At 71.7% G+C, this 18,359-nt stretch carries 15 protein-coding genes; 8 read left to right on the top strand and 7 right to left on the bottom strand.

Features of this window, described 5'->3' with window-relative positions; genetic code table 11:
• The first annotated feature begins 26 nt into the window (after positions 1 to 26).
• Positions 27 to 1,217 (top strand): MFS transporter, encoded by a 1,191-nt coding sequence (locus AB0F72_RS01330; RefSeq protein ID WP_360423235.1) that lies wholly within the window; start codon positions 27 to 29, stop codon positions 1,215 to 1,217.
• 199 nt (positions 1,218 to 1,416) lie between these two features.
• On the opposite strand, the gene AB0F72_RS01325 is transcribed toward AB0F72_RS01330, so the two are convergent.
• Positions 1,417 to 2,910, bottom strand: a complete 1,494-nt coding sequence (locus tag AB0F72_RS01325) for a glycosyltransferase family 39 protein (protein ID WP_360423232.1) — start codon at positions 2,908 to 2,910, stop codon at positions 1,417 to 1,419.
• Positions 2,911 to 3,106: 196 nt separating this feature from the next.
• On the opposite strand from AB0F72_RS01325, the gene AB0F72_RS01320 reads away from it, so the two are divergent.
• The 6 genes from AB0F72_RS01320 (at position 3,107) to AB0F72_RS01295 (ending at position 8,153) form a co-directional block, all read left to right on the top strand.
• Positions 3,107 to 3,346, top strand: coding sequence for a phosphopantetheine-binding protein (locus AB0F72_RS01320; protein WP_360423230.1), 240 nt, complete (start codon positions 3,107 to 3,109; stop codon positions 3,344 to 3,346).
• Entirely contained in the window at positions 3,343 to 4,113 is a 771-nt protein-coding gene (locus AB0F72_RS01315) for a 2,3-dihydro-2,3-dihydroxybenzoate dehydrogenase (RefSeq protein ID WP_360423227.1), read from the top strand. Before AB0F72_RS01320 ends, AB0F72_RS01315 begins: the two co-directional genes overlap by 4 nt.
• A 60-nt stretch (positions 4,114 to 4,173) precedes the next feature.
• Positions 4,174 to 5,280 (top strand): isochorismate synthase, encoded by a 1,107-nt coding sequence (locus AB0F72_RS01310; RefSeq protein ID WP_360423224.1) that lies wholly within the window; start codon positions 4,174 to 4,176, stop codon positions 5,278 to 5,280.
• The gene (locus tag AB0F72_RS01305; RefSeq protein WP_360423221.1) at positions 5,267 to 6,829 is read left to right on the top strand and encodes a (2,3-dihydroxybenzoyl)adenylate synthase; all 1,563 of its coding nucleotides are present in this window, start codon (positions 5,267 to 5,269) and stop codon (positions 6,827 to 6,829) included. Before AB0F72_RS01310 ends, AB0F72_RS01305 begins: the two co-directional genes overlap by 14 nt.
• Before the next feature lie 13 nt (positions 6,830 to 6,842).
• Positions 6,843 to 7,496, top strand: a complete 654-nt coding sequence (locus tag AB0F72_RS01300; RefSeq protein ID WP_360423218.1) for an isochorismatase family protein — start codon at positions 6,843 to 6,845, stop codon at positions 7,494 to 7,496.
• A 66-nt stretch (positions 7,497 to 7,562) separates the two neighbouring features.
• The gene (locus tag AB0F72_RS01295; RefSeq protein ID WP_360423215.1) at positions 7,563 to 8,153 is read left to right on the top strand and encodes an RDD family protein; all 591 of its coding nucleotides are present in this window, start codon (positions 7,563 to 7,565) and stop codon (positions 8,151 to 8,153) included.
• 7 nt (positions 8,154 to 8,160) lie between these two features.
• On the opposite strand, the gene AB0F72_RS01290 is transcribed toward AB0F72_RS01295, so the two are convergent.
• Positions 8,161 to 8,898: a hypothetical protein gene (locus AB0F72_RS01290; RefSeq protein WP_360423212.1), complete on the bottom strand. Its 738-nt coding sequence runs from the start codon at positions 8,896 to 8,898 to the stop codon at positions 8,161 to 8,163.
• A gap of 69 nt (positions 8,899 to 8,967) precedes the next feature.
• The gene (gene fes, locus AB0F72_RS01285; protein WP_360423210.1) at positions 8,968 to 10,197 is read right to left on the bottom strand and encodes an enterochelin esterase; all 1,230 of its coding nucleotides are present in this window, start codon (positions 10,195 to 10,197) and stop codon (positions 8,968 to 8,970) included.
• Positions 10,198 to 10,253: 56 nt separating this feature from the next.
• On the opposite strand from fes, the gene AB0F72_RS01280 reads away from it, so the two are divergent.
• Positions 10,254 to 14,201 carry an amino acid adenylation domain-containing protein gene (locus AB0F72_RS01280; protein ID WP_360423207.1) on the top strand — a complete coding sequence of 1,316 codons (3,948 nt, stop codon included), beginning with the start codon at positions 10,254 to 10,256 and terminating at the stop codon, positions 14,199 to 14,201.
• 413 nt (positions 14,202 to 14,614) lie between these two features.
• Here AB0F72_RS01280 and AB0F72_RS01275 read toward each other — a convergent pair whose 3' ends face one another.
• Genes AB0F72_RS01275 through AB0F72_RS01260 form a run of 4 tightly spaced genes read right to left on the bottom strand, consistent with a single transcriptional unit; the run spans position 14,615 to position 18,324 of the window.
• The gene (locus AB0F72_RS01275; RefSeq protein WP_360423205.1) at positions 14,615 to 15,649 is read right to left on the bottom strand and encodes an iron chelate uptake ABC transporter family permease subunit; all 1,035 of its coding nucleotides are present in this window, start codon (positions 15,647 to 15,649) and stop codon (positions 14,615 to 14,617) included.
• Positions 15,646 to 16,662 (bottom strand): iron chelate uptake ABC transporter family permease subunit, encoded by a 1,017-nt coding sequence (locus tag AB0F72_RS01270; protein ID WP_360423202.1) that lies wholly within the window; start codon positions 16,660 to 16,662, stop codon positions 15,646 to 15,648. The genes AB0F72_RS01275 and AB0F72_RS01270 overlap by 4 nt, the downstream gene beginning before the upstream one ends.
• Complete coding sequence (locus tag AB0F72_RS01265; protein WP_360423199.1) at positions 16,659 to 17,303, bottom strand: hypothetical protein; 645 nt, start codon at positions 17,301 to 17,303, stop codon at positions 16,659 to 16,661. Before AB0F72_RS01265 ends, AB0F72_RS01270 begins: the two co-directional genes overlap by 4 nt.
• 25 nt (positions 17,304 to 17,328) lie before the next feature.
• A complete protein-coding gene (locus tag AB0F72_RS01260; RefSeq protein ID WP_360423196.1) occupies positions 17,329 to 18,324 on the bottom strand; it encodes an ABC transporter substrate-binding protein in 996 nt (331 codons plus the stop codon).
• Between the last annotated feature and the right edge of the window lie 35 nt (positions 18,325 to 18,359).

The following is an 18,359-nucleotide window of genomic DNA, read 5'->3' as shown; positions in this document are numbered from 1 at the left end:
CCCTTCACCAGGGCCATTATGTTTCCGTGGCATTACGGGAAAAGCAGGCGGCCTCACGCCGCCAGGGCCGGCTGTTTCTACTGACCGCGCTGTTGCTGGCGGCGGTGAACCTGCGGCTCGCCGTCACCAGCGTGGGGCCGGTGCTGACCGAGCTCCGGGTCGGCCTCGGCATGTCGACAACGGTGGCGGGACTGCTCACGTCCGTACCCGTGGTGTGTTTTGCCGCAATCGGCCTGGCGGCGCCCCGCCTGGCCCGGCGCTTCGGCGCCGCTCGCGTGATCTTCGGTGGCCTGGCGCTGCTCACCGCCGGCCTCGCGGTGCGGCCCTACGCCGTCGACTCGGCGATGTTCCTGCTGCTCAGCGCGGTGGCCCTGGCCGGCATCGCCCTCGTCAACGTGCTGCTGCCGTCGGTCGTGAAGGATCGCTTCCCGGAGCAGGTCGGCACGGTGACCGGCCTCTACACGGTCGCTCTGAACATCGGCGCGACCACGGCCGCCGCCGCGACCGTCCCGCTGACCGGCGCGTTCGGCGACGACTGGCGTCTCGGCCTGGCCTGCTGGGCCCTCGCCGCGGTGGTCGCGCTCCCGCCGTGGCTGATGCTCGCCCGCGACCGGACCGAGACCCGCCATCAGGATCAAACCCCGATTCCGGTACGGGTGAGCCGGCACCCGGTCGCCTGGGCGCTCGCCGTGTATTTCGGCATGCAGTCCACCGCCGCCTACGTGATCATCGGCTGGCTCCCGCAGATCTACCGGGACGCCGGGATCTCGGCGGGGACGGCCGGCCTCCTCTTCGCGACCACCTCGTTCCTCGGGGTGCCGCTCGGCTTCGCCCTCTCCGCGCTGGCCGGCCGGATCCGCAGCCAAAGCATGATCGCACTGGTACTCGGCCTCTTCGGCATCGCCGGCTGGGCCGGCCTGCTCTGGTCACCGACCGCGGCGCCGTGGCTGTGCGCCGTCCTGCTGGGCGTGGCGAACACCGCGTTCCCGCTGGTGCTCACGATGATCGCGCTGCGCGGCTCCAACCCGGGCACGGTGGTGAAGCTGTCCGCGTTCGCCCAGGGTGTCGGTTACCTGATCGCCATCCCGGGCCCTTTCGTGATCGGCGCCCTGCACGACGCGACCGACGGCTGGCGGGCACCGCTCGCGGTGATGCTGGTCCTGACGATCCCCCAGATAATCGCCGGCGTCTACGCGGGCCGCGACCGCCAGATCTGACCCCCAGCGTGTGAAGTTCGGGCGCGCTCCACACCCCCAACTCCACACACACTCCCGGGCCCACCCCAGCGTGTGAAGTTCGGGCGCGCTCCGCACCTCAACTCCACACGCACTCCCGGGCCCACCTCAGCGTGTGAAGTTCGGGCGCGCTCCGCACCCCAATTCCACACACAGGCGTGGCCCCCACCGGGCGTACGGCTCAGTCGTAGTGCTGCACTGTCGGCCAGATCTTGCTCCACGGCTCGATCAGCCGGCAGACGTACACCTGGACCTCGAGTTCCTCGTTGTCCACACCGGCCGCGTTGCTCAGCCGCGCCTTGGCGACGCAGTCGCCGAACTGCCGGGGCGGGGTCTGCATCACCGCGAGCGCCACGGTCTTCCCGTCCGGCGGCGGGCCGTAGTTGTGCAGCTCGTTGTGCCCGCTGTAGACGTCCGGCAGACCGAGCGACCGCCCGTACCTGTCGAGCGCTCCGGCCTCGCCGTAGTTGCCGGTGAACAGCACCGTCCGGCTCTGGTCGGTGGGGGAGAGCCCGGCGTAGACGGCACCGATCTGCCAGACGTAGTCCCGCCAGCCGATCTGGTCGGCGACCGTCGGGTTGGCGGAGGCGACGAAGCTGCCGCGCAGATCGTCCTCGGGAATGACCGGGAGCGACGAGACGATCGACAGCATGGCGAAGACCGGAACGCTCGCCCCGACGGCGATCACCCGCCACCGCCGGCCGGCCATCCACCGCTCGACCGGCACCGCCCCGATCGCGAAGAGCGCCGTCAGCAGGCCGAGCGGATAGTACGGCTGTCCCGCGGTCACCAGCACGAGGATCAGCAGGATCGGGTAGGCGACCGCGACGGACCGCAGCCGCCGATCCCGGAAAGCCGTGACGAGGCCGGCCATCCACACCGGCGGCAGGATGAGCAGCAGGAACTGGAACGGGAGCAGCAGGATCCGCGACTCGTCGCCCTTGTTCGCGGCGATGGCGGCCGCCATGTCGGCCTGCGGGAACCCGTTGACCACCTGGTAGAGCAGGTTCGGCAGGCCGACCAGCACCGCAGCGGCGGCACCGGCCCAGAGCCATCGGGACCGGAACACCTGCCGGGGACCGGCGATCAGCAGGCCGGCGGCGAGGGCGGCCAGCAGCAGCACGACGAGATGCTTGTTGTAGAGGCCGAGCCCGGCCGTCACGCCGGCCGCCAGCCAGGCCCACTCCCGGCCGTGGAGCAGCGCCCGCATCACGAAGAAGATCACGCCGAGCCAGACCAGCAGGTCGGGCGCGGCGGTGGAACCGACGTGCGCGGTGGTGAGCGGGAAGACGCTGAACACACCGGCCGCGGCGATCGACTGGGCGGCCTGCCCGCCGCCGGCCTCCCGGGCGATCATCGCGGTCAGCAGTACCGTCAGACCGAGAATGATCGCGAACGGCACCCGCATCGCCCACACCGTGTCCCCGAAGATCTCGATGCCGAGGCGGGCCAGGAGCGGGGTGAACGGCGGCTGGTCGGCGTACCCCCACTGTGGATGGGCACCGAGCATCCGGAAGTAGAGCTCGTCGCGGTGGTAGTCGTACCGGCTCGCGGTGATCAGGAGCAGCAGCGTGGAGGCGGCCGCCATCAGACCGACAGGCCACCAGGCGACCGGTCGACGCCCGACGATGTCGATACGTTCGGTGGGGAATGTGTCGCTCACCGCGTTCGCCACGCTCACACCGTAACCCGCTGGCGCCAGCGCGCCTTCCCGAGAAACCCGCGGCACATCGCCGCCCACCCGGAGAACGGCACACCGCCTCTCCTCCCGGCGGATTGTCCACAATCTTGCGCGTGATGTTGTCCACGTTCAGCTCGAGCGTCGGCCGATGCTAGGTTAGGCTCACCTAACCACGAACGGAGCCGACGGCATGACCGTGCCCTTGGACAAGGACCGCCTGCGTGCGGACATCGCCGAGGTCCTCGCGGAGGACCCCGCCGATCTCGGCGACGACGAGAATTTGATCGATCGCGGGCTGGACTCGATCCGCGTCCTGATGCTCTCCACGCGCTGGCGTGAGGCCGGCCACGACATCGGCTTCCTGGATCTGGCGGACGAGCCGACGATCGCGGCCTGGGCCAAGCTCACCGCCGTGACCAGCGAGAAGTGAGCGGCTTCGGGCTGACCGGAAGCGTCGCGCTGGTCACCGGCGCCGGGCAGGGCATCGGCCGGGCGGTCGCGTGCGCGCTCGCCGCCGAGGGCGTCCGGGTGGCCGCCACCGACCGCACCGGTGACCGCGTCGACGAACTCGCCGGCACGCGTCGCGGCATCCTCCCGCAGGTCGCCGACGTCACGTCGGCAGAGCAGATGGAGGCCGCCGCCGAGAATGCCGAACGGCTCCTCGGGCCGATCGACATGCTGGTCAACGTCGCCGGCGTGCTGCACACCGGCCAGATTGTCGACTTTAGTGATGACGATTGGGCGCACATCTTCGCGGTCAACACCACGGGTGTCTTCCACACCAGTCGCGCGGTGGCCCGGCGGATGATCCCGCGCCGCTCCGGCGTGATCGTGACGGTGTCGTCGAACGCCGCGGGCGTCCCCCGCGCCGGGATGGCCGCCTACGCCGCGTCGAAGGCTGCCAGCACCATGTTCACCAAGTCGCTCGGCCTCGAACTCGCGCCCTACGGCATCCGCTGCAACGTGGTCGCGCCCGGTTCCACCGACACCCCGATGCAGCGGGCGCTCTGGACCGAGGCCGGCCCCGCGCCGGTGATCGAGGGCGACCCGGCCGCGTTCCGGACCGGCATCCCCCTCGGCCGGATCGCCGCGCCCGAGGACATCGCCGACGCCGTGCTCTTCCTGGCCTCGCCGCGCGCCCGGCACATCACGATGCACGACCTCTACGTCGACGGCGGCGCCACCCTGCGCGCCTGAGCACAGCGCCGGTCAAACGCCTGTTCCCACGCCCGATCGCAGCTGCTTCAAAGGAGATCCATGTCCGTCGTCAGCTCCACGCTGAACGGCGCCGCCCTGCTCGCCGCCTACCGGCCGGGCACGTCGTCGGTGTTCGCCTCCCCGCGCGGCACCCTGCTCGCCGAAGGCGTCCGCGCCGAGGCCACCACCGTCGCCGAGGCCGCGTCCCTGCTGCGCACGCAGCGGTTCGTCGTCGGCGCCGTCCCGTTCGACCCGAGCCACCCGGCCCGGCTGGTCGCGCCGGAGCGCCTGCACCGGGCCGACCCGATCACCACGACTGCCACAGTCCCGACCGCCCGCCGGGCCGTGCCGCCGATTCCCGACGACGCCTACGTGAACGCCGTGACCAGGGCGGTCGCGGACATCGAGGCGGGCACGTACACCAAGGTCGTGCTCGCCCGGGCGCTGCGCCTGACCGTCCCCGGCTTCGATGCGGCGCCGGTGGTTCGCGCGCTGGCCCGGGCCGGCGGTTACACCTTCGGTGTCGACCTGGGCGCCGGTCGCACTCTGCTCGGCGCCAGTCCGGAGCTGCTGGTGGCGCGGCACGGCCGTACCGTCGTGGCCCATCCCCTGGCCGGATCCGTCCCGCGCAGCACCGACCCGGCGGAGGACGCCCGCCGGGCCACCGCCCTCCTCGCCTCCGCGAAGGACCTGCACGAGCACACGTTCGCCCGGGCGGCGGTCGCCGACGGGCTGCGGCGGTTCTGCAGTGAGCTGCGGGTGCCGCCGGAGCCGGCACTGACCGCCACGCCCACGATGTGGCACCTCGGCTCGCGGATCACCGGCGAGATCACCGACCCGTCGGTCTCCGCGCTGACCCTGGCCGCCGCGCTGCATCCCACGCCCGCGGTCTGCGGCACGCCACCGGAGGCCGCGCGCCGGGCGATCGCCGAGCTGGAGCCGTTCGACCGCGGCTTCTTCGCCGGGATGGTCGGCTGGAGCGATGCGGACGGCGACGGCGAATGGGCTGTCACGATCCGCTGCGCCACCGCCGGGCCGGACGGTCTGGACGTGTACGCCGGGGCCGGCATCGTGGCCGGCTCCGATCCGCAGGCCGAACTGGCCGAGACCACCGCCAAGCTCGGCACGATGCTGACCGCCCTGGGAGTGACCGATGTGGCCCGATGAGTTCGCCGCGCGTTATCGGGAGAAGGGTTACTGGATCGGGCAGACCTTCGACGATCTGCTGGCCGCGAGCGCCGCGTCGTTCCCCGACCGGCTCGCGATCGTCGACCGGGACCGCCGGATAACCTACCGTGAGCTGCGGGAACGCGCGATGCGCCTGGCCGCCGGCCTGCACCGGGCGGGGATCGGGCGCGGTGACCGGGTCGTCGTCCAGCTGCCCAACGTCGCGGAGTTCTTCGACGTCATCTTCGCGCTGTTCCGGATCGGGGCGGTGCCGGTCTTCGCCCTGCCGGCGCACCGGAGCGCGGAGATCGGCTACTTCCGCTCGCACACGTCGGCCGCCGCCTTCATCACGACCGACGTCTACGACGGGTTCGACCATCGGACCCTGGCCGGGGACGGCTTGACGATCATCGCGGGCGACCCCGGCGACCATGTCCCGTTGCGCAGCCTGTATCACGACGGTCCGCTGCCGGCCGGTCCCGCGCCCGGCGACCTGGCGTTCCTCCAGCTCTCCGGCGGCAGCACCGGCCTGCCGAAGCTGATCCCCAGGACCCACGACGACTACCTCTACAGCGTCCGGGAGAGCGCCCGGATCTGCCGTCTGACCCCGCAGAGCTCCTACCTCGTGGTCCTCCCGGTCGCGCACAACTTCCCGATGTCCTCCCCCGGCGTCCTCGGTGTGCTGCACGCCGGCGGCAAGGTCGTCCTTTCCACCACCCCGGACCCGGCGAAGGTCTTCCCGCTGATCGAGGCCGAGCAGGTGACGATCACCGCGGTCGTCCCGCCGGTCGCCCTGGTCTGGCTGGACGCCGCCACCGCGCCGCTGACGAGCCTGGAGGTGATCCAGATCGGCGGGGCGAAGCTGCTCGACTCGGTCGCCGCACGCGTCGAGCCGACCCTCGGCTGCCGGTTGCAGCAGGTGTTCGGGATGGCCGAGGGCCTGGTCAACTACACCCGCCTGGACGACCCGGACGAGGTCGTGCTGCACACGCAGGGACGGCCGATCTCGCCGGACGACGAGGTGGTCGTGGTGGACGACGACGACAACCCGGTGCCGGACGGCGTCATCGGTCATCTGCTGACGCGCGGGCCGTACACGATCCGGGGTTATTGGCGCGCCGACGAGCACAATCGGACCGCGTTCACGGCGGACGGGTTCTATCGCACCGGCGACCTGGTCCGCCGGGTCGGCGACGGGTACCTGGTCGTCGAGGGCCGGGCCAAGGACCAGATCAACCGCGGTGGCGAGAAGATCGCGGCCGAGGAGGTCGAGGATCATCTACTCACCCATCCGGCCGTGCACGACGCCGCCGTGGTCGGGATACCCGACGACTACCTGGGTGAACGCAGTTGCGCCTTCGTGGTCGTCAGGCCCGGGCACCCGGTACCCAAGCCGGCCGAGATCCGTGCCCACCTGCGGGACCGGGGCCTGGCCACCTACAAGATCCCTGACCGCCTGCGGGTGGTCGAGCAGTTCCCCGTGACCGGGGTCGGCAAGACGAGCCGCCGGGAGCTGCGCACCCTTCTGCGACACCTCGCCACCGCCTGAGAGAGGCTGATCCGTGCTTCCCCGCATCACCCCCTACCACCTGCCCACCGGCTTCTCCCGGGCCGCCGGAAAGGTCCACTGGCAGGTCCGGCCGTCCCGTGCGGCGCTGCTCGTCCACGACATGCAGAACTACTTCCTGGCCCCGTTCGGCACCGCTGACAACGCGCTGCTCTCCAAGGTCACCGCCAACGTCGCGACGCTGCGTGAGCACGCCGCCCGGACCGGCATCCCGGTGATCTTCTCGGCGCAGCCGGGTGGCCAGTCCCGCGAGGAGCGCGGGCTGCTCCAGGATTTCTGGGGCGACGGCCCACCCGCCGACCCGCAGGCCCTCGCCATCACCGACGCGCTGCGTCCCGGCCCGGACGACGTGGTGCTGACCAAGCGTCGCTACAGCGCCTTCGCCGGCACCGACTTGGCCGAGATCCTGTCCGGTCGTGATCAGCTGATCATCACCGGCGTCTACGCCCACATCGGCGTGCTGGCAACGGCCATGGACGCCTTCATGCGAGGCATCCAGCCCTTCGTCGTGATCGACGCCGTGGCCGATTTCAGTCCGGCGCACCACGCCGACGCGCTACGCCACGTCCAAAGCCGCTGCGGCGTGATCGCCTCCACCGCGGAGCTCGTTCCGGATCTCCTGGCAGTACCGGCTGCGCGGATCTTTTGATCATGCTGGGCAGGAAGTACCTTCTCCTTCTTGCACGTTTCATGATCAGCGAGAAGAGCTCAGCACATGACATATCCGGCTCCCGGCGGCTCACCGGCGCCTCAGCCTCCGCACACCTCCGGCCCGGCGACCCCACCGCCGTACACCGGCACCGCTCCCGACCTCGGGTTGCCGGTACCCGGCAGCCTGCACGCCGCGGCCTGGGATCTCCGCGTCTCGGTGGAGCATCAGCTCGGTGTGCCCTCGGGGGACCTGCCCACCTCGGGCTCCCCGCTGCCCGGCTGGCCGCAGCAGCCGGGGCGGGCTCCACGCCTGGTCAGCGCGGGCGGCCGGCTTGCCGCGTTTCTGCTCGAACTGGTGCTGGTCATGTTCACTGCCGGGATCGGATGGCTGGCCTGGGCGCTGGTGACCTTCCGGAACGGTCAGACGCCGGCCCGGCAGATCCTCGGCCAGGTCGCTGCCGACGCGCACACCGGCCAGCCGCTCGACTGGTCGCGGACGGCGCTACGCGAACTCGTCTTCAAGGGTGTCGTCGGGTATTTCGCCACAGTGGTGTCGGGCGGGATCTACTTCTTCGTCGATTCGCTGATGGTCTTCGGCAGCGGTCGGCAAACCCTGCACGACAGGATGGCGAACTCCATCGTCGTACGGAGGTAGCCGCCCGTCACAGCGGCCGGAACACCAGCAGGTCCTTGATCATCGTCAGCATCTCGGGCGTCACGTGGTCGCAGTAGACGATGAGCTCCTCCGCCGACGAGAATCCGCCCGCCCGGGCGGATCGCGCCGCGACGATCTCGTCCGCCAGCTCCTGCGGGATCTGCAGCGCGAAAGCGAGCCAGTTCGCCGGCACGTTGTTGACGTCCACCAGGCCACCGTCGTCGTACTGCCGCCCCGCGATGTCCGGGCGACCGATCCGCAGCTCCCACGCCATGGTCGGATTGCTGATCAGCAGGTTCCGCGCCTCCTGACGCCGCGCCGCCCGGCGGGCGGCCGCGGCGACCGCCGAGTCCGGGGTGTGCGGCACGACGGCGGGGCCGGTGGCCGGTGGGCCGTCGAGCTTGCCCGCCAGGTGCTGCAGGACGGCGGTGTGACCGGTGCCGCCGAACCACACGACGACGAGATAGCCGAGCGACAGCAGGGTGGACGCGGTCGACGGGGATGCGTTGGGGTCGGCGTTCGGGTCCGAGGTGAGCGCCACCGTGCAGAAGAACGCGATGGTGGCTACCAGATAGGTGACGGCCGCGTAGAGGTTCGCCTTGGACTTCAGCTTGAGGGCACCGACCAGAACCATGACGAACGTGCCGAACCCGAACGTGAGGAGTGGGATCAGAAACCACCACCACGTCCGGGGCATCGGGGCGCTGCGGGGGACTGGTGGATAGGTCGGTGCACCGTGAGCCATCAGCGGATCTTAGACGCCGCAGACCTCGTAAAGATCATCCGATGGCTGATCAAATATGGACAGCGGCTCTCAGGTGAAGAGGCTCGCCAGGGCATCCCCGAAACGCTCCCGCCAGCACAGCCGGTCATGTCCGCCGGCGAACTCGGCGTAGGTCAGGTCGTAACCGCGCGCCAGCAGCACGTCCCGCAGGTGCCGGTTGGGGCCGAGATTGACCCACTCGTCCAGGCCGACCTCGACATGCCAGCGAACCGGCCGGCGCCCGGCGAGCGCGACCTGGTGGGCGAACCACTCGGCGTCCACGTCGTCCGGAGTGTTGCTCCGCCACCAGAACGCGCCGGACTGGCTGAGCACGTTGCCGAACCGCTCCGGGCGGGTGAGCCCGGCGAACGCCGCGGTGAGGCCGCCGAGGCTCTGCCCGGCCACGACGGTGCGGGCCGGGTCCGCCGTCACGTTCACGTCGCGGCCGGCCTTGGCGATCAGGCCGGTGGCGAGGAAATCGGCGAAGGCGGGGTCGCACGCGTACTCGGTGAACCTGGTGGCCCGGTCGCCGCTCTCCGGCAGCAGCGCGACGAGCGGCGGGATCCGCCCGGCCGCGATCAGGTTGTCCAGGATCGGCGCCACCGGCAGCAGCGGCCCCCAGATGTCGCCGTCGAGAAGCACCAGCAACGGGTACGCCTCGCCGTCGCTGCGATGCCCCGGCGGCAGATAGCGCCAGACCCGCCGGCCGGCCGTCTCGACAGTGTCCAGAGTGCCCCGGGCGGTCCCCGGCCGCGGCTGCCACCAGCGCGGCGCGGGCGTCGCGGCCGGCCCGGCGGCGACCGATTTGTGCGGCGGCCGGGACTGCGGCAGCGTCACCGGGTTGAGCGGGTCGGCCACCAGGTTGAGCGCGACGTCGCGCCAGTGCGCCGGGCCGAGTTCGAGCGGCTCGTGCGGCGACTCGTCCGGCGCGAAGTGGTAACTGCCCTGCCAGTCGTCACGAACCCGGTAGGTGAGGTGCCACAGGTCGGAGCCGGGCAGCTTGCGCATCCGGGAGCGGCTCAGGTCCGATCGGTCGGCCAGCTTGTTGACGAGCGCCAGCACGTCCCGGGTGGGCCGCCGTTCCCGCCAGACGAAAGTGATCAGCGTGGCGTCGCCGTCCCGCTCGATCAGTGGAGCGCCGGTTCGCGTCACCTCGGCCCAGAACCGGGCCACCGCCTCCGGACCGCCGTCCCGCAGCCGGGCGATTCGTGGGCTCTCCGCGATCGCGGGCGGCCGCGGTCGCGGCATCCGCGGCGGAATCGACGTGAGCGGGACGCTCACCGACATGGCACCCCCCTGTTACAAAACCGATCTAGTTTGCTTAGGCTAGCCTAACTATGGACGCTGATCGCCGCCCCCTCACCGCGCCGCAGCAGGCGCTCTGGTTCGCCCAGCTGCTCGATCCGGCGAACCCCTCCTACCTCTGCGCCCACCGCATCGACATCGACGGCCCGCTCGACGCCGACCGGCTGGCCGCGGCGATCCGGGCCGTCGGCGAGGCGACCGACGTGCTGCGCACCGGTTTCGCGGCCGACGGTGACGAGGTGTGGCGGATCGACGTGCCGGCGACCGGTCCGGAGACCGTCGACCTGCCCGGCGAGGCGGCCGTCACCCGCTGGATCGACGCCGACCTCGCGGCCGCGCTGCCGCTCACCGGCGTCCCGCTCGTGCGCCAGGCGCTGCTGCGAACCGGCCCGGAGCGGACGGTCTGGTACCTGCGGGCCCACCATCTGCTGCTCGACGGCTACGCGTTCGCGATGATCACCGAGAAGGTGGTGGCCGCGTACACCGCCCTCGGCCGGGACGACGAACCGCCGGCCGGTTTCCGGAGCGTGGAAACCCTCGTCGCCGAGGAGCAGGCCTACCGCGCGTCCGAGAAGTTCGCCGCCGACCGGGCCTTCTGGCTCGACCGGCTCGCCGGCGCCCCCGAACCCGTCACCCTGACGGCGCGCCCCGCGCCCACCGCACACCGGTACGCGCACCGGCACACCGAACTACCGGCCGAGGCCGCCGACGGGCTGCGGGCCGTGGCCGGCCGCCTCGGCGTCAGCTGGGCCGAGGCCGCCTACGCGATCACCGCCCTCTACCTGCACCGGATCACCGGCGAGCACGAGCTGACCCTGGGCATGCCGGTCTCCGGGCGTCTCGGCACCGGCGCGGCCCGGGTGCCGGTCACCGTGGTCAACGTGCTGCCGCTGCGCCTCGCGGCGCCGGCCGGCATCACCCTGCGCGCGCTCGTCGCGGCGGTCCGGGACGAGGTACGGGCGGTGTCGCGACACCAGCGCTACCGGTACGAGTGGTTGCAGCGCGACCTCGGACTCGTCGGCACCGGGCGTCGGCTGTTCGGGCCGCAGGTCAACGTCAAGCCGTTCCGCCGCACCCTGGACCTCGGTCCCGGTCTCACCGCCCGGGTGCACTACCTGGCCACCGGCCCGACCGACGACCTGGAGGTCACCGTCGGGCTGGACGCCGGCACCGGGCGGCTCGACCTCACCGTCGACGCGAACCCGGACAGCTACACCGGCGACGAGCTGGACGGGCACTTCGACCGCCTGGCCCGCCTCTTCACCACGATCGCCGCCCTCGACCCGGACCGGCCGGTCGCCGAGGTGGAGGTGCTCACCGACCGGGAACGGGATCTGCTCCTGGGGTGGAACGCGACTGATCACCCCGTACCGGAGAAGACGCTGACCGCGCTCCTGGCGGAACAGGCCGCACGGACGCCGCACGCCCCCGCGCTGCGCGCGGAGGGTGTCGAGATCAGCTATGCCGAGCTGCACGAGCGCGCCGACCGCCTGGCACGCTGGCTGGCCGCGCGAGGGGCCGGTCCCGGTACGCTCGTCGCCGTCGCGCTGCCCCGCGGAATCGATCTGATGGTGGCACTGATCGGAGTGCTGCGGTCCGGGGCGGGATACCTGCCGCTGGACCTCTCCTACCCGGCCGAGCGGCTGGACTTCATGATCGAGGACGCCCGTCCGGTCTGCGTGCTCCGCGAGCTCCCGGACCTCTGCCCCGTTCCGCTGATCGACATCGTCCAGGCCTCGCCCGCTGACACCGCCTATGCGATCTACACGTCCGGATCCACGGGACGGCCCAAGGGTGTGCTCGTCCCCCATCGGGGCATCGTCAACCGGCTGCTCTGGATGCAGCACGAATACCGCCTGAGCCCGGGTGAGCGGGTTCTGCAGAAGACGCCGATCGGCTTCGACGTCAGCGCCTGGGAGCTGTTCTGGCCGTTGATCACCGGAGCCACCCTGGTCATGGCGAAGCCCGAGGGGCACAAGGATCCGTCGTACCTGGCGGGTCTGATCGTCGACGAGCGGATCAGCACTGTCCACTTCGTCCCGTCGATGCTGCGGGTGTTCCTCGCCGACGAGGCCGCGGCGATCACGCGCCGGACGTTGCGCCGGGTCGTCTGCAGCGGCGAGGAACTGCCCGACGATGTGGCCCGGCGCTTCCACGAAGTGATCGGTTGCGGACTCCACAATCTGTATGGCCCGACCGAGGCGTCGGTCGACGTGACGTACCAGCCGGTGCGCCGCACCGACCCGCCCGGCCCGGTGCCGATCGGGCGGCCGGTCTGGAACACCCGGATCCACGTGCTCGACGCGGGTCTGCGGCCGGTGCCGCCCGGCGTGGCCGGTGAGCTGTACATCGCCGGGCGGCAGCTGGCGACCGGGTACCTGAACCGTCCCGAACTCACCGCCGAACGGTTCCTGGACCATCCCGGTCTTGGCCGGCTGTACCGGGCCGGTGACCTGGCGAAGTGGCGCTTCGACGGGACGCTCGAGTTCCTCGGCCGCACGGACGGCCAGGTGAAGATCCGCGGATTCCGGGTGGAGCTGGGCGAGATCGAGGCCCTGCTGAACGAGCATCCTGGGGTGCTCCGGGCGGCCGCGGCCCTGGTGGACGGACGCCTCTGCGCCTATCTGGTCCCCGCAGGTGGCGCGGCCGGCGTGGGCAGCGCGGGTCTCGCCGACCCCGAGGTTTCCCGAGGGCTTGACCTGGCTGCGATCCGGGGCTATCTCGCGCCGCTCGTCCCGGACCACATGCTGCCCGCTGCGGTCGTGCTGCTGGACGATCTGCCACTCACCCCGAGCGGGAAGCTGGACCGGCGGGCCCTCCCCGCCCCCGCCGCCGAGGTGGGCGGCGGCGCCCCACGCACGCCGGCCGAGGCAGCGATCGCCGGATTGATCGCCGACGTGCTCGGCGTGGCCCGTCCGGGCCCGCAGGACAACTTCTTCGACCTGGGCGGGCACTCGCTGCTGGCGGCGACGCTGGTGCAGCGCATCCGCGCCGAACTCGGGGCGTCCGTCCCGCTGGCCGCGATCTTCGCCGCGCCGACGGTGGCCGGGATCGCGGCCCGCCTGCACTCCGGGACGCCGTCCGCCGACGCGCTCGGGGTAGTGCTGCCGCTGCGCGACCTGCCGTCCGGACCGGCACTGTTCGCGGTGCATCCGGCGGGCGGGCTGGCCTGGTGCTACGCGGGTCTGCTGTCCCGTCTGCACCCGTCGATCGCGGTCTACGGAATCCAGGCGGCCCTCTTCTCCTCCTCAGCTGCGGCGTCCCTCCCCTCGGACCTGGCGTCCCCGGCTGCCGAGCGCTCGGGTGCCGACCGCTCGGGTGCCGACCGCTCAGATGCCGACCGCTCGGGTGCCGAGGGCTTTGGCGGGCACGGCTCGTCGCTGGTAGAGACCGCGGCCGGATATGTCCGGGCGATCCGGGCGGTCCGTCCACACGGCCCCTACGCGCTGGCCGGCTGGTCGGTCGGCGGCGTGCTCGCGCAGGAGATCGCGGTCCAGCTGCGAACCGCCGGCGAAGAAGTGGCGGTGCTGGCGCTGCTCGACGCGTACCCCAGCGACCAGTGGCGCGACCTCCCCGCACCGACCGGCGAGGACGCGTTGCGGGCGCTGCTCTACATGGCGGGACGCGACGAGGCGGCGATCAGCGGCCCCCTCACGGTCGAGTCGGTGATCGGAGCACTCCAACAGGCCGACAGCCCTCTGTCCGAACTGGGCGACGCCGTCCTGTCGAAGATCCCGCAGGTGGTGGCCGAGAACGCCCGCATGATGAGGGAACACCGACACCACGTCTTCGACGGCGCGGCGGTGATGTTCGTGGCCGCCGCCCCTCGCCCCGAGGACTGGTTGTCAGCGGATGCCTGGTCGCCCTACATCGACGGCGACCTGGAGATCCACGAACTGAACACCACTCATCCCGGCATGGTGTCACCGGAGTCGCTGTCAATCGTGGCGTGTGAACTGAATGCCCATCTCGCCCCCTGAATCGCACCCCGAGGCGTCTCGTCGGTCAGGTCGTCCGCAGTTCCGCCCGCTGGGTGCACGGTTCGCCGCGTTTGCGTCCGGGTGACCTCGTCGAGCCCAGTCCGCGTCACGATGGGTGACTGTCCACGGGGAGCACTACGGGGTGTGCGGCATTCTGCGGGGCCTCCCACGTCCGCGGCTTTCCGCAAAGCGCCGGCTTTACCCCGGACGCCGGCACACCACGTGACGATCCAGGGGTAGTCGGGCGGTTGGGAGAGGGCGGCCGTGGCATTGATCGGCACGTGGTCGAGGCGCGGACACTTCCTGCGCTGCCATCGCGATCACGCTCATGATGCGTCCGCATCACGTCGACGCGTGGCGGCTACCAGCGGCCGGCCCTCCGACCAGCTACCAACGGCCGTAGCTGCGGCCGGCTACCAACGGCCGGACCTGCGACGCGCGGCCAGCAGCCAGACCAGGTAGACGCCGCCGAGTGAAGCCGTCAAGACGCCGACCGGCAGCGTGACCGGCGCGAACAGCCGCTGCGCCGCGAGGTCCGCCACAGCCAGCAGCGCCGCCCCGGTCAAACCGGCCACGAACGGTGCCGCATCGGGCGACCGGGTGAGGCGGCGGGCCACCTGCGGCGCGGCGAGCGCGACGAACGGGACCGGGCCGGCGGAGGCGGTGGCGACGGCGGTCAGGGCGACCGCGCCGATCAACAGCGCCCGCCGTACGCGTTCGATCGGCACACCGAGCCCGCCGGCGGTGTCGTCGCCGAGCGCGAGGGCGTCGAGCGGCCGGACCAGGCACAACACGGCGACACTGCCGAGCAGGACGGCCACGCCGACGGGTACGGCGTGTTCCCAGCCCCGCCCGTTCAGACTGCCGGTCAACCAGACCGCCGCCTGCATCGCATCGCCCAGATCAGCTCTTGTCAGCAGATACCCGTTCAGAGACGCGAGCATCGCACTGGCCCCGATCCCCACCAGCACCAGCTGACCGGGCCGCACCGCACCGTCCTGTACCGACAGCAGATAGACCAGCAGAGCCACCACCAGTCCACCCGCGATCGCGCTCCCGGCGATCACCAGGCTGCCCCCGCCGAGCACCAGGATCCCGATCAGCGCCCCGGACGCCGATCCGGTGGTGAACCCGATGATGTCCGGGCTGCCCAGGGGATTGCGGGACAGGCTCTGGAACACCGCCCCGGCCAGCCCGAACGCCATCCCCACGAACAGCGCGGTCAGCACCCGCGGAAGCCGCAACGAGTAGACCGCGAACTCAGATGCCCGGTCGCCGTGACCGCTCAGGGTGCGCAGCACGTCGGCGACGCTGAGCGGGTAGTCCCCGACGGTGAGGCTGACCACGGCCGTGGCCGCGGCGAGCAGCGCCACAAGCGTGCCGGCGACCACCCCGCGCGGCGCGTACCGGGCGGAGACCGGGCCGAACCGCACCACAGCCGTTCTCATCGGGCCATCCGCAGTCGCCGTACCAGATAGATGAAGAGAGGGGCGCCGACCATCGCTGTCACCACGCCGGTCTCCAGTTCGCCGGGCCGGCCGAGCAGCCGCCCGGCCACGTCCGCGACCAGCAGCAACGCGGGCGCGGCGAGGGCGGAGAACGCCATCAGCCACCGTTCGTCGGCGCCGACGAGGAACCGGGCCACGTGCGGGACTGCCAGGCCGACGAATCCGATCGGGCCGGCCGCGGCGGTGGCGCCGGCGCTCAGCGCGACAGCGGCGAGCGCTGCGGATCCCCGTACCAGAAGGGGGTTGGCTCCGAGGGATCTGCTCTGGTCGTCACCGAGCGCGACGGTGTTCAGCGCCGGGCCGATGACGGCGGCGATCAGCAGACCTGTCGCGAGAAACGGGACGACCTGCCAGAACACCGGCATGCCCCGATCGGCGAGCGCGCCGACCGCCCAGAACCGGAACTGATCGAAAGCGGACGAGTCGAAGAGCACCACGGCCGAGGTGAAGCCGGTGAGGGCGGCACCGACAGCGGTTCCGGCGACGGCGAGCCGGGCCGGCGACTCGGTGATCCGGCCACCACCGCCGAGAAGGTACACCACCGCGAACGCGCCGGCCGCGCCGATCAGCGCGAACCAGACGTATCCGGCGGGCGCGGTGATGCCGGCGAAGCTCATCGCGGTGACGATAGCGGCGGCCGCACCCGCGTTCACGCCCAGCACACCGGGCTCGGCCAGCGGATTGCGGGTCAGCGCCTGCATCAGGCAGCCGGCCACGCCGAGGGCGGCACCCACGAAGACCCCGAGCAGGGTACGGGGTAACCGCAGCTCCCGCACCGCCACCGCGTCCGGGCTCCCGTCCGAGCCGAAAAGCGCCGCCCAGACCTGCCCGAGCGGCACCGGCCGGGCGCCGAGGGCGATGCTCGCCACGACGGCCAGCAGGAGCGCGACACCGGCCAGCACCACCGCGAGGACCCGCGCCGACGAGCCGCGCCGGATATCAGTAACGGTCACGAAGGGTTACGAGCCCGACGGCGACGCTCAACCAGGAGCAGAGCGATGCCGACGACCGGCAGCGCCACCGTGCCGGCCAGCCACGGTCCCGCGTCGATACCGGTCTTCGGCAGCGTCTCGGCGGTGCCACCCGCAGTCGTGCCACCCGCAGTCGTGCCACCCGCAGTCGTGCCGCCCGCAGTCGTGCCGCCCGCGGTGGTGGGGGCCGCGGTGCTGCCGCCGGTCGTGGCGGCCGAGCCGGTGGAGGCCGCGGTCACCGCGAAGTACCCGCTGGCCAGGCTGCGCGACGGCGAGTCGTTCTCCCGCCCGGAGCCGGCGAGGAAGCGCAGCCAGTGCTCGTTGCCGGCCGTGGTGGCCTTCGGGATCGTGACCGTCCCGGAGATCGCCCCGCTGTCGCTGGCGGTGACGCTGCGCAGGATGTCGACGTCGTCCAGCTTGATCGTGACGATCTGCCCGCGGCCGCCGTCGTTGACGAAGCCGGTGCCGCTGAAGCGGAGGGTCTTGCCGGCGGCCACGCTGGTGGCCGCGAGTGAGACCGTGGCGCCGACCGGGTTGGACGGCCGGGGCGCGGCGGCCATGGCGGGCCCGGCGCCGGCGAGGAAGGCGAGGGTGGCAGCCGCGCCGATGACGGCGATTCTCATGGCAGTCCTTAATCAGAGAAAAGCTCTAACGGAGAAGAGCTGTGCCGAGCTGGTCGAGGATCACGGTGGCGGCGATCGGGCCGCCCGCGCTGGCCCACGCGGAGCCGTCGACCGGGATGACGTGCTTGTTCCGGTACGCGGTGAGCTGCGTGAAGCCCGGCGTGCCGAGCGCGTCGTCCCTGAGCATCGCGGCGCTGGCCTCGACGCCGACAGCGGTGCCGGTGTTGCCGCCCTGTGGGTTGGTGGCGCCGCCGAGGGTGCCGAAGAACATCCAGTCGGCGTCGAGCTGGTCGAGGTTCTCCCGGCTGACCGGGGTGGAGTGGCCGAGGCCGTCCTTGTCCTGTGCCGGCGGCCGGCGCAGGCCGACGTCGGCGACCACAGTGCTCGGCGGCAGCTCCTTGAGGATCACCGAGGGCTGACCGGTGCCCCAGCGGACGATGCTGACCGTGTCGTCGGCGTGGTCGCCGAGCTTCCCCTTGATCTCGTCGACCCGGCTCGCGTATCCGGCCAGCACCTTCTCCGCCTCGGCGGTCCTGCCGAGCACCGCGGCGAGACTGGTGAACGCGGCCTTCCAGTCGGCGGCCTTCTTGCTGACGAAGACCGTCGGCGCGATACCGGCGAGTTTGCCGAGCACCGCGTCGTCGGCGGCGACGGTGCCGTCGGTGACGATCAAGTCCGGCTTGAGGGCGAGGATCTGCTCGATGTCGGGACCGGCGACGGAGGCGACGATCGGGATCCCGTCGGCCTGGTCGCTCAGGTAACCGGGCACCGAGCCCTGGCCCCGGCCGCTGGTGGTGCCGACGACGCCGGCGCCGAGCGCCAGCGCGCCGTCCAGAGTGGGCTCGCTGAGCGCGATGATCCGCACCGGGTTCTCCGGGACGGTCACCTCGACTCCGTTGCCGTCCGTGACAGTGCGCCCCTCAGCCGTCGTCGTGGCGTCCGAGGCGCCGGACGTGCACGCGGTGAGCGCCAGTCCGAGGACACCGCCGACGGCAAGTGCGCGCCAGCCGCGCTTTCCCACCGATTCCTCCCGAGGTTTCTGGTGACCAGCCGCAC

It is taken from the genome of Actinoplanes sp. NPDC023936, from assembly GCF_040639325.1.
Lineage (GTDB): Bacteria > Actinomycetota > Actinomycetes > Mycobacteriales > Micromonosporaceae > Actinoplanes.
This window is presented reverse-complemented; position numbering and strand designations above follow the sequence as displayed.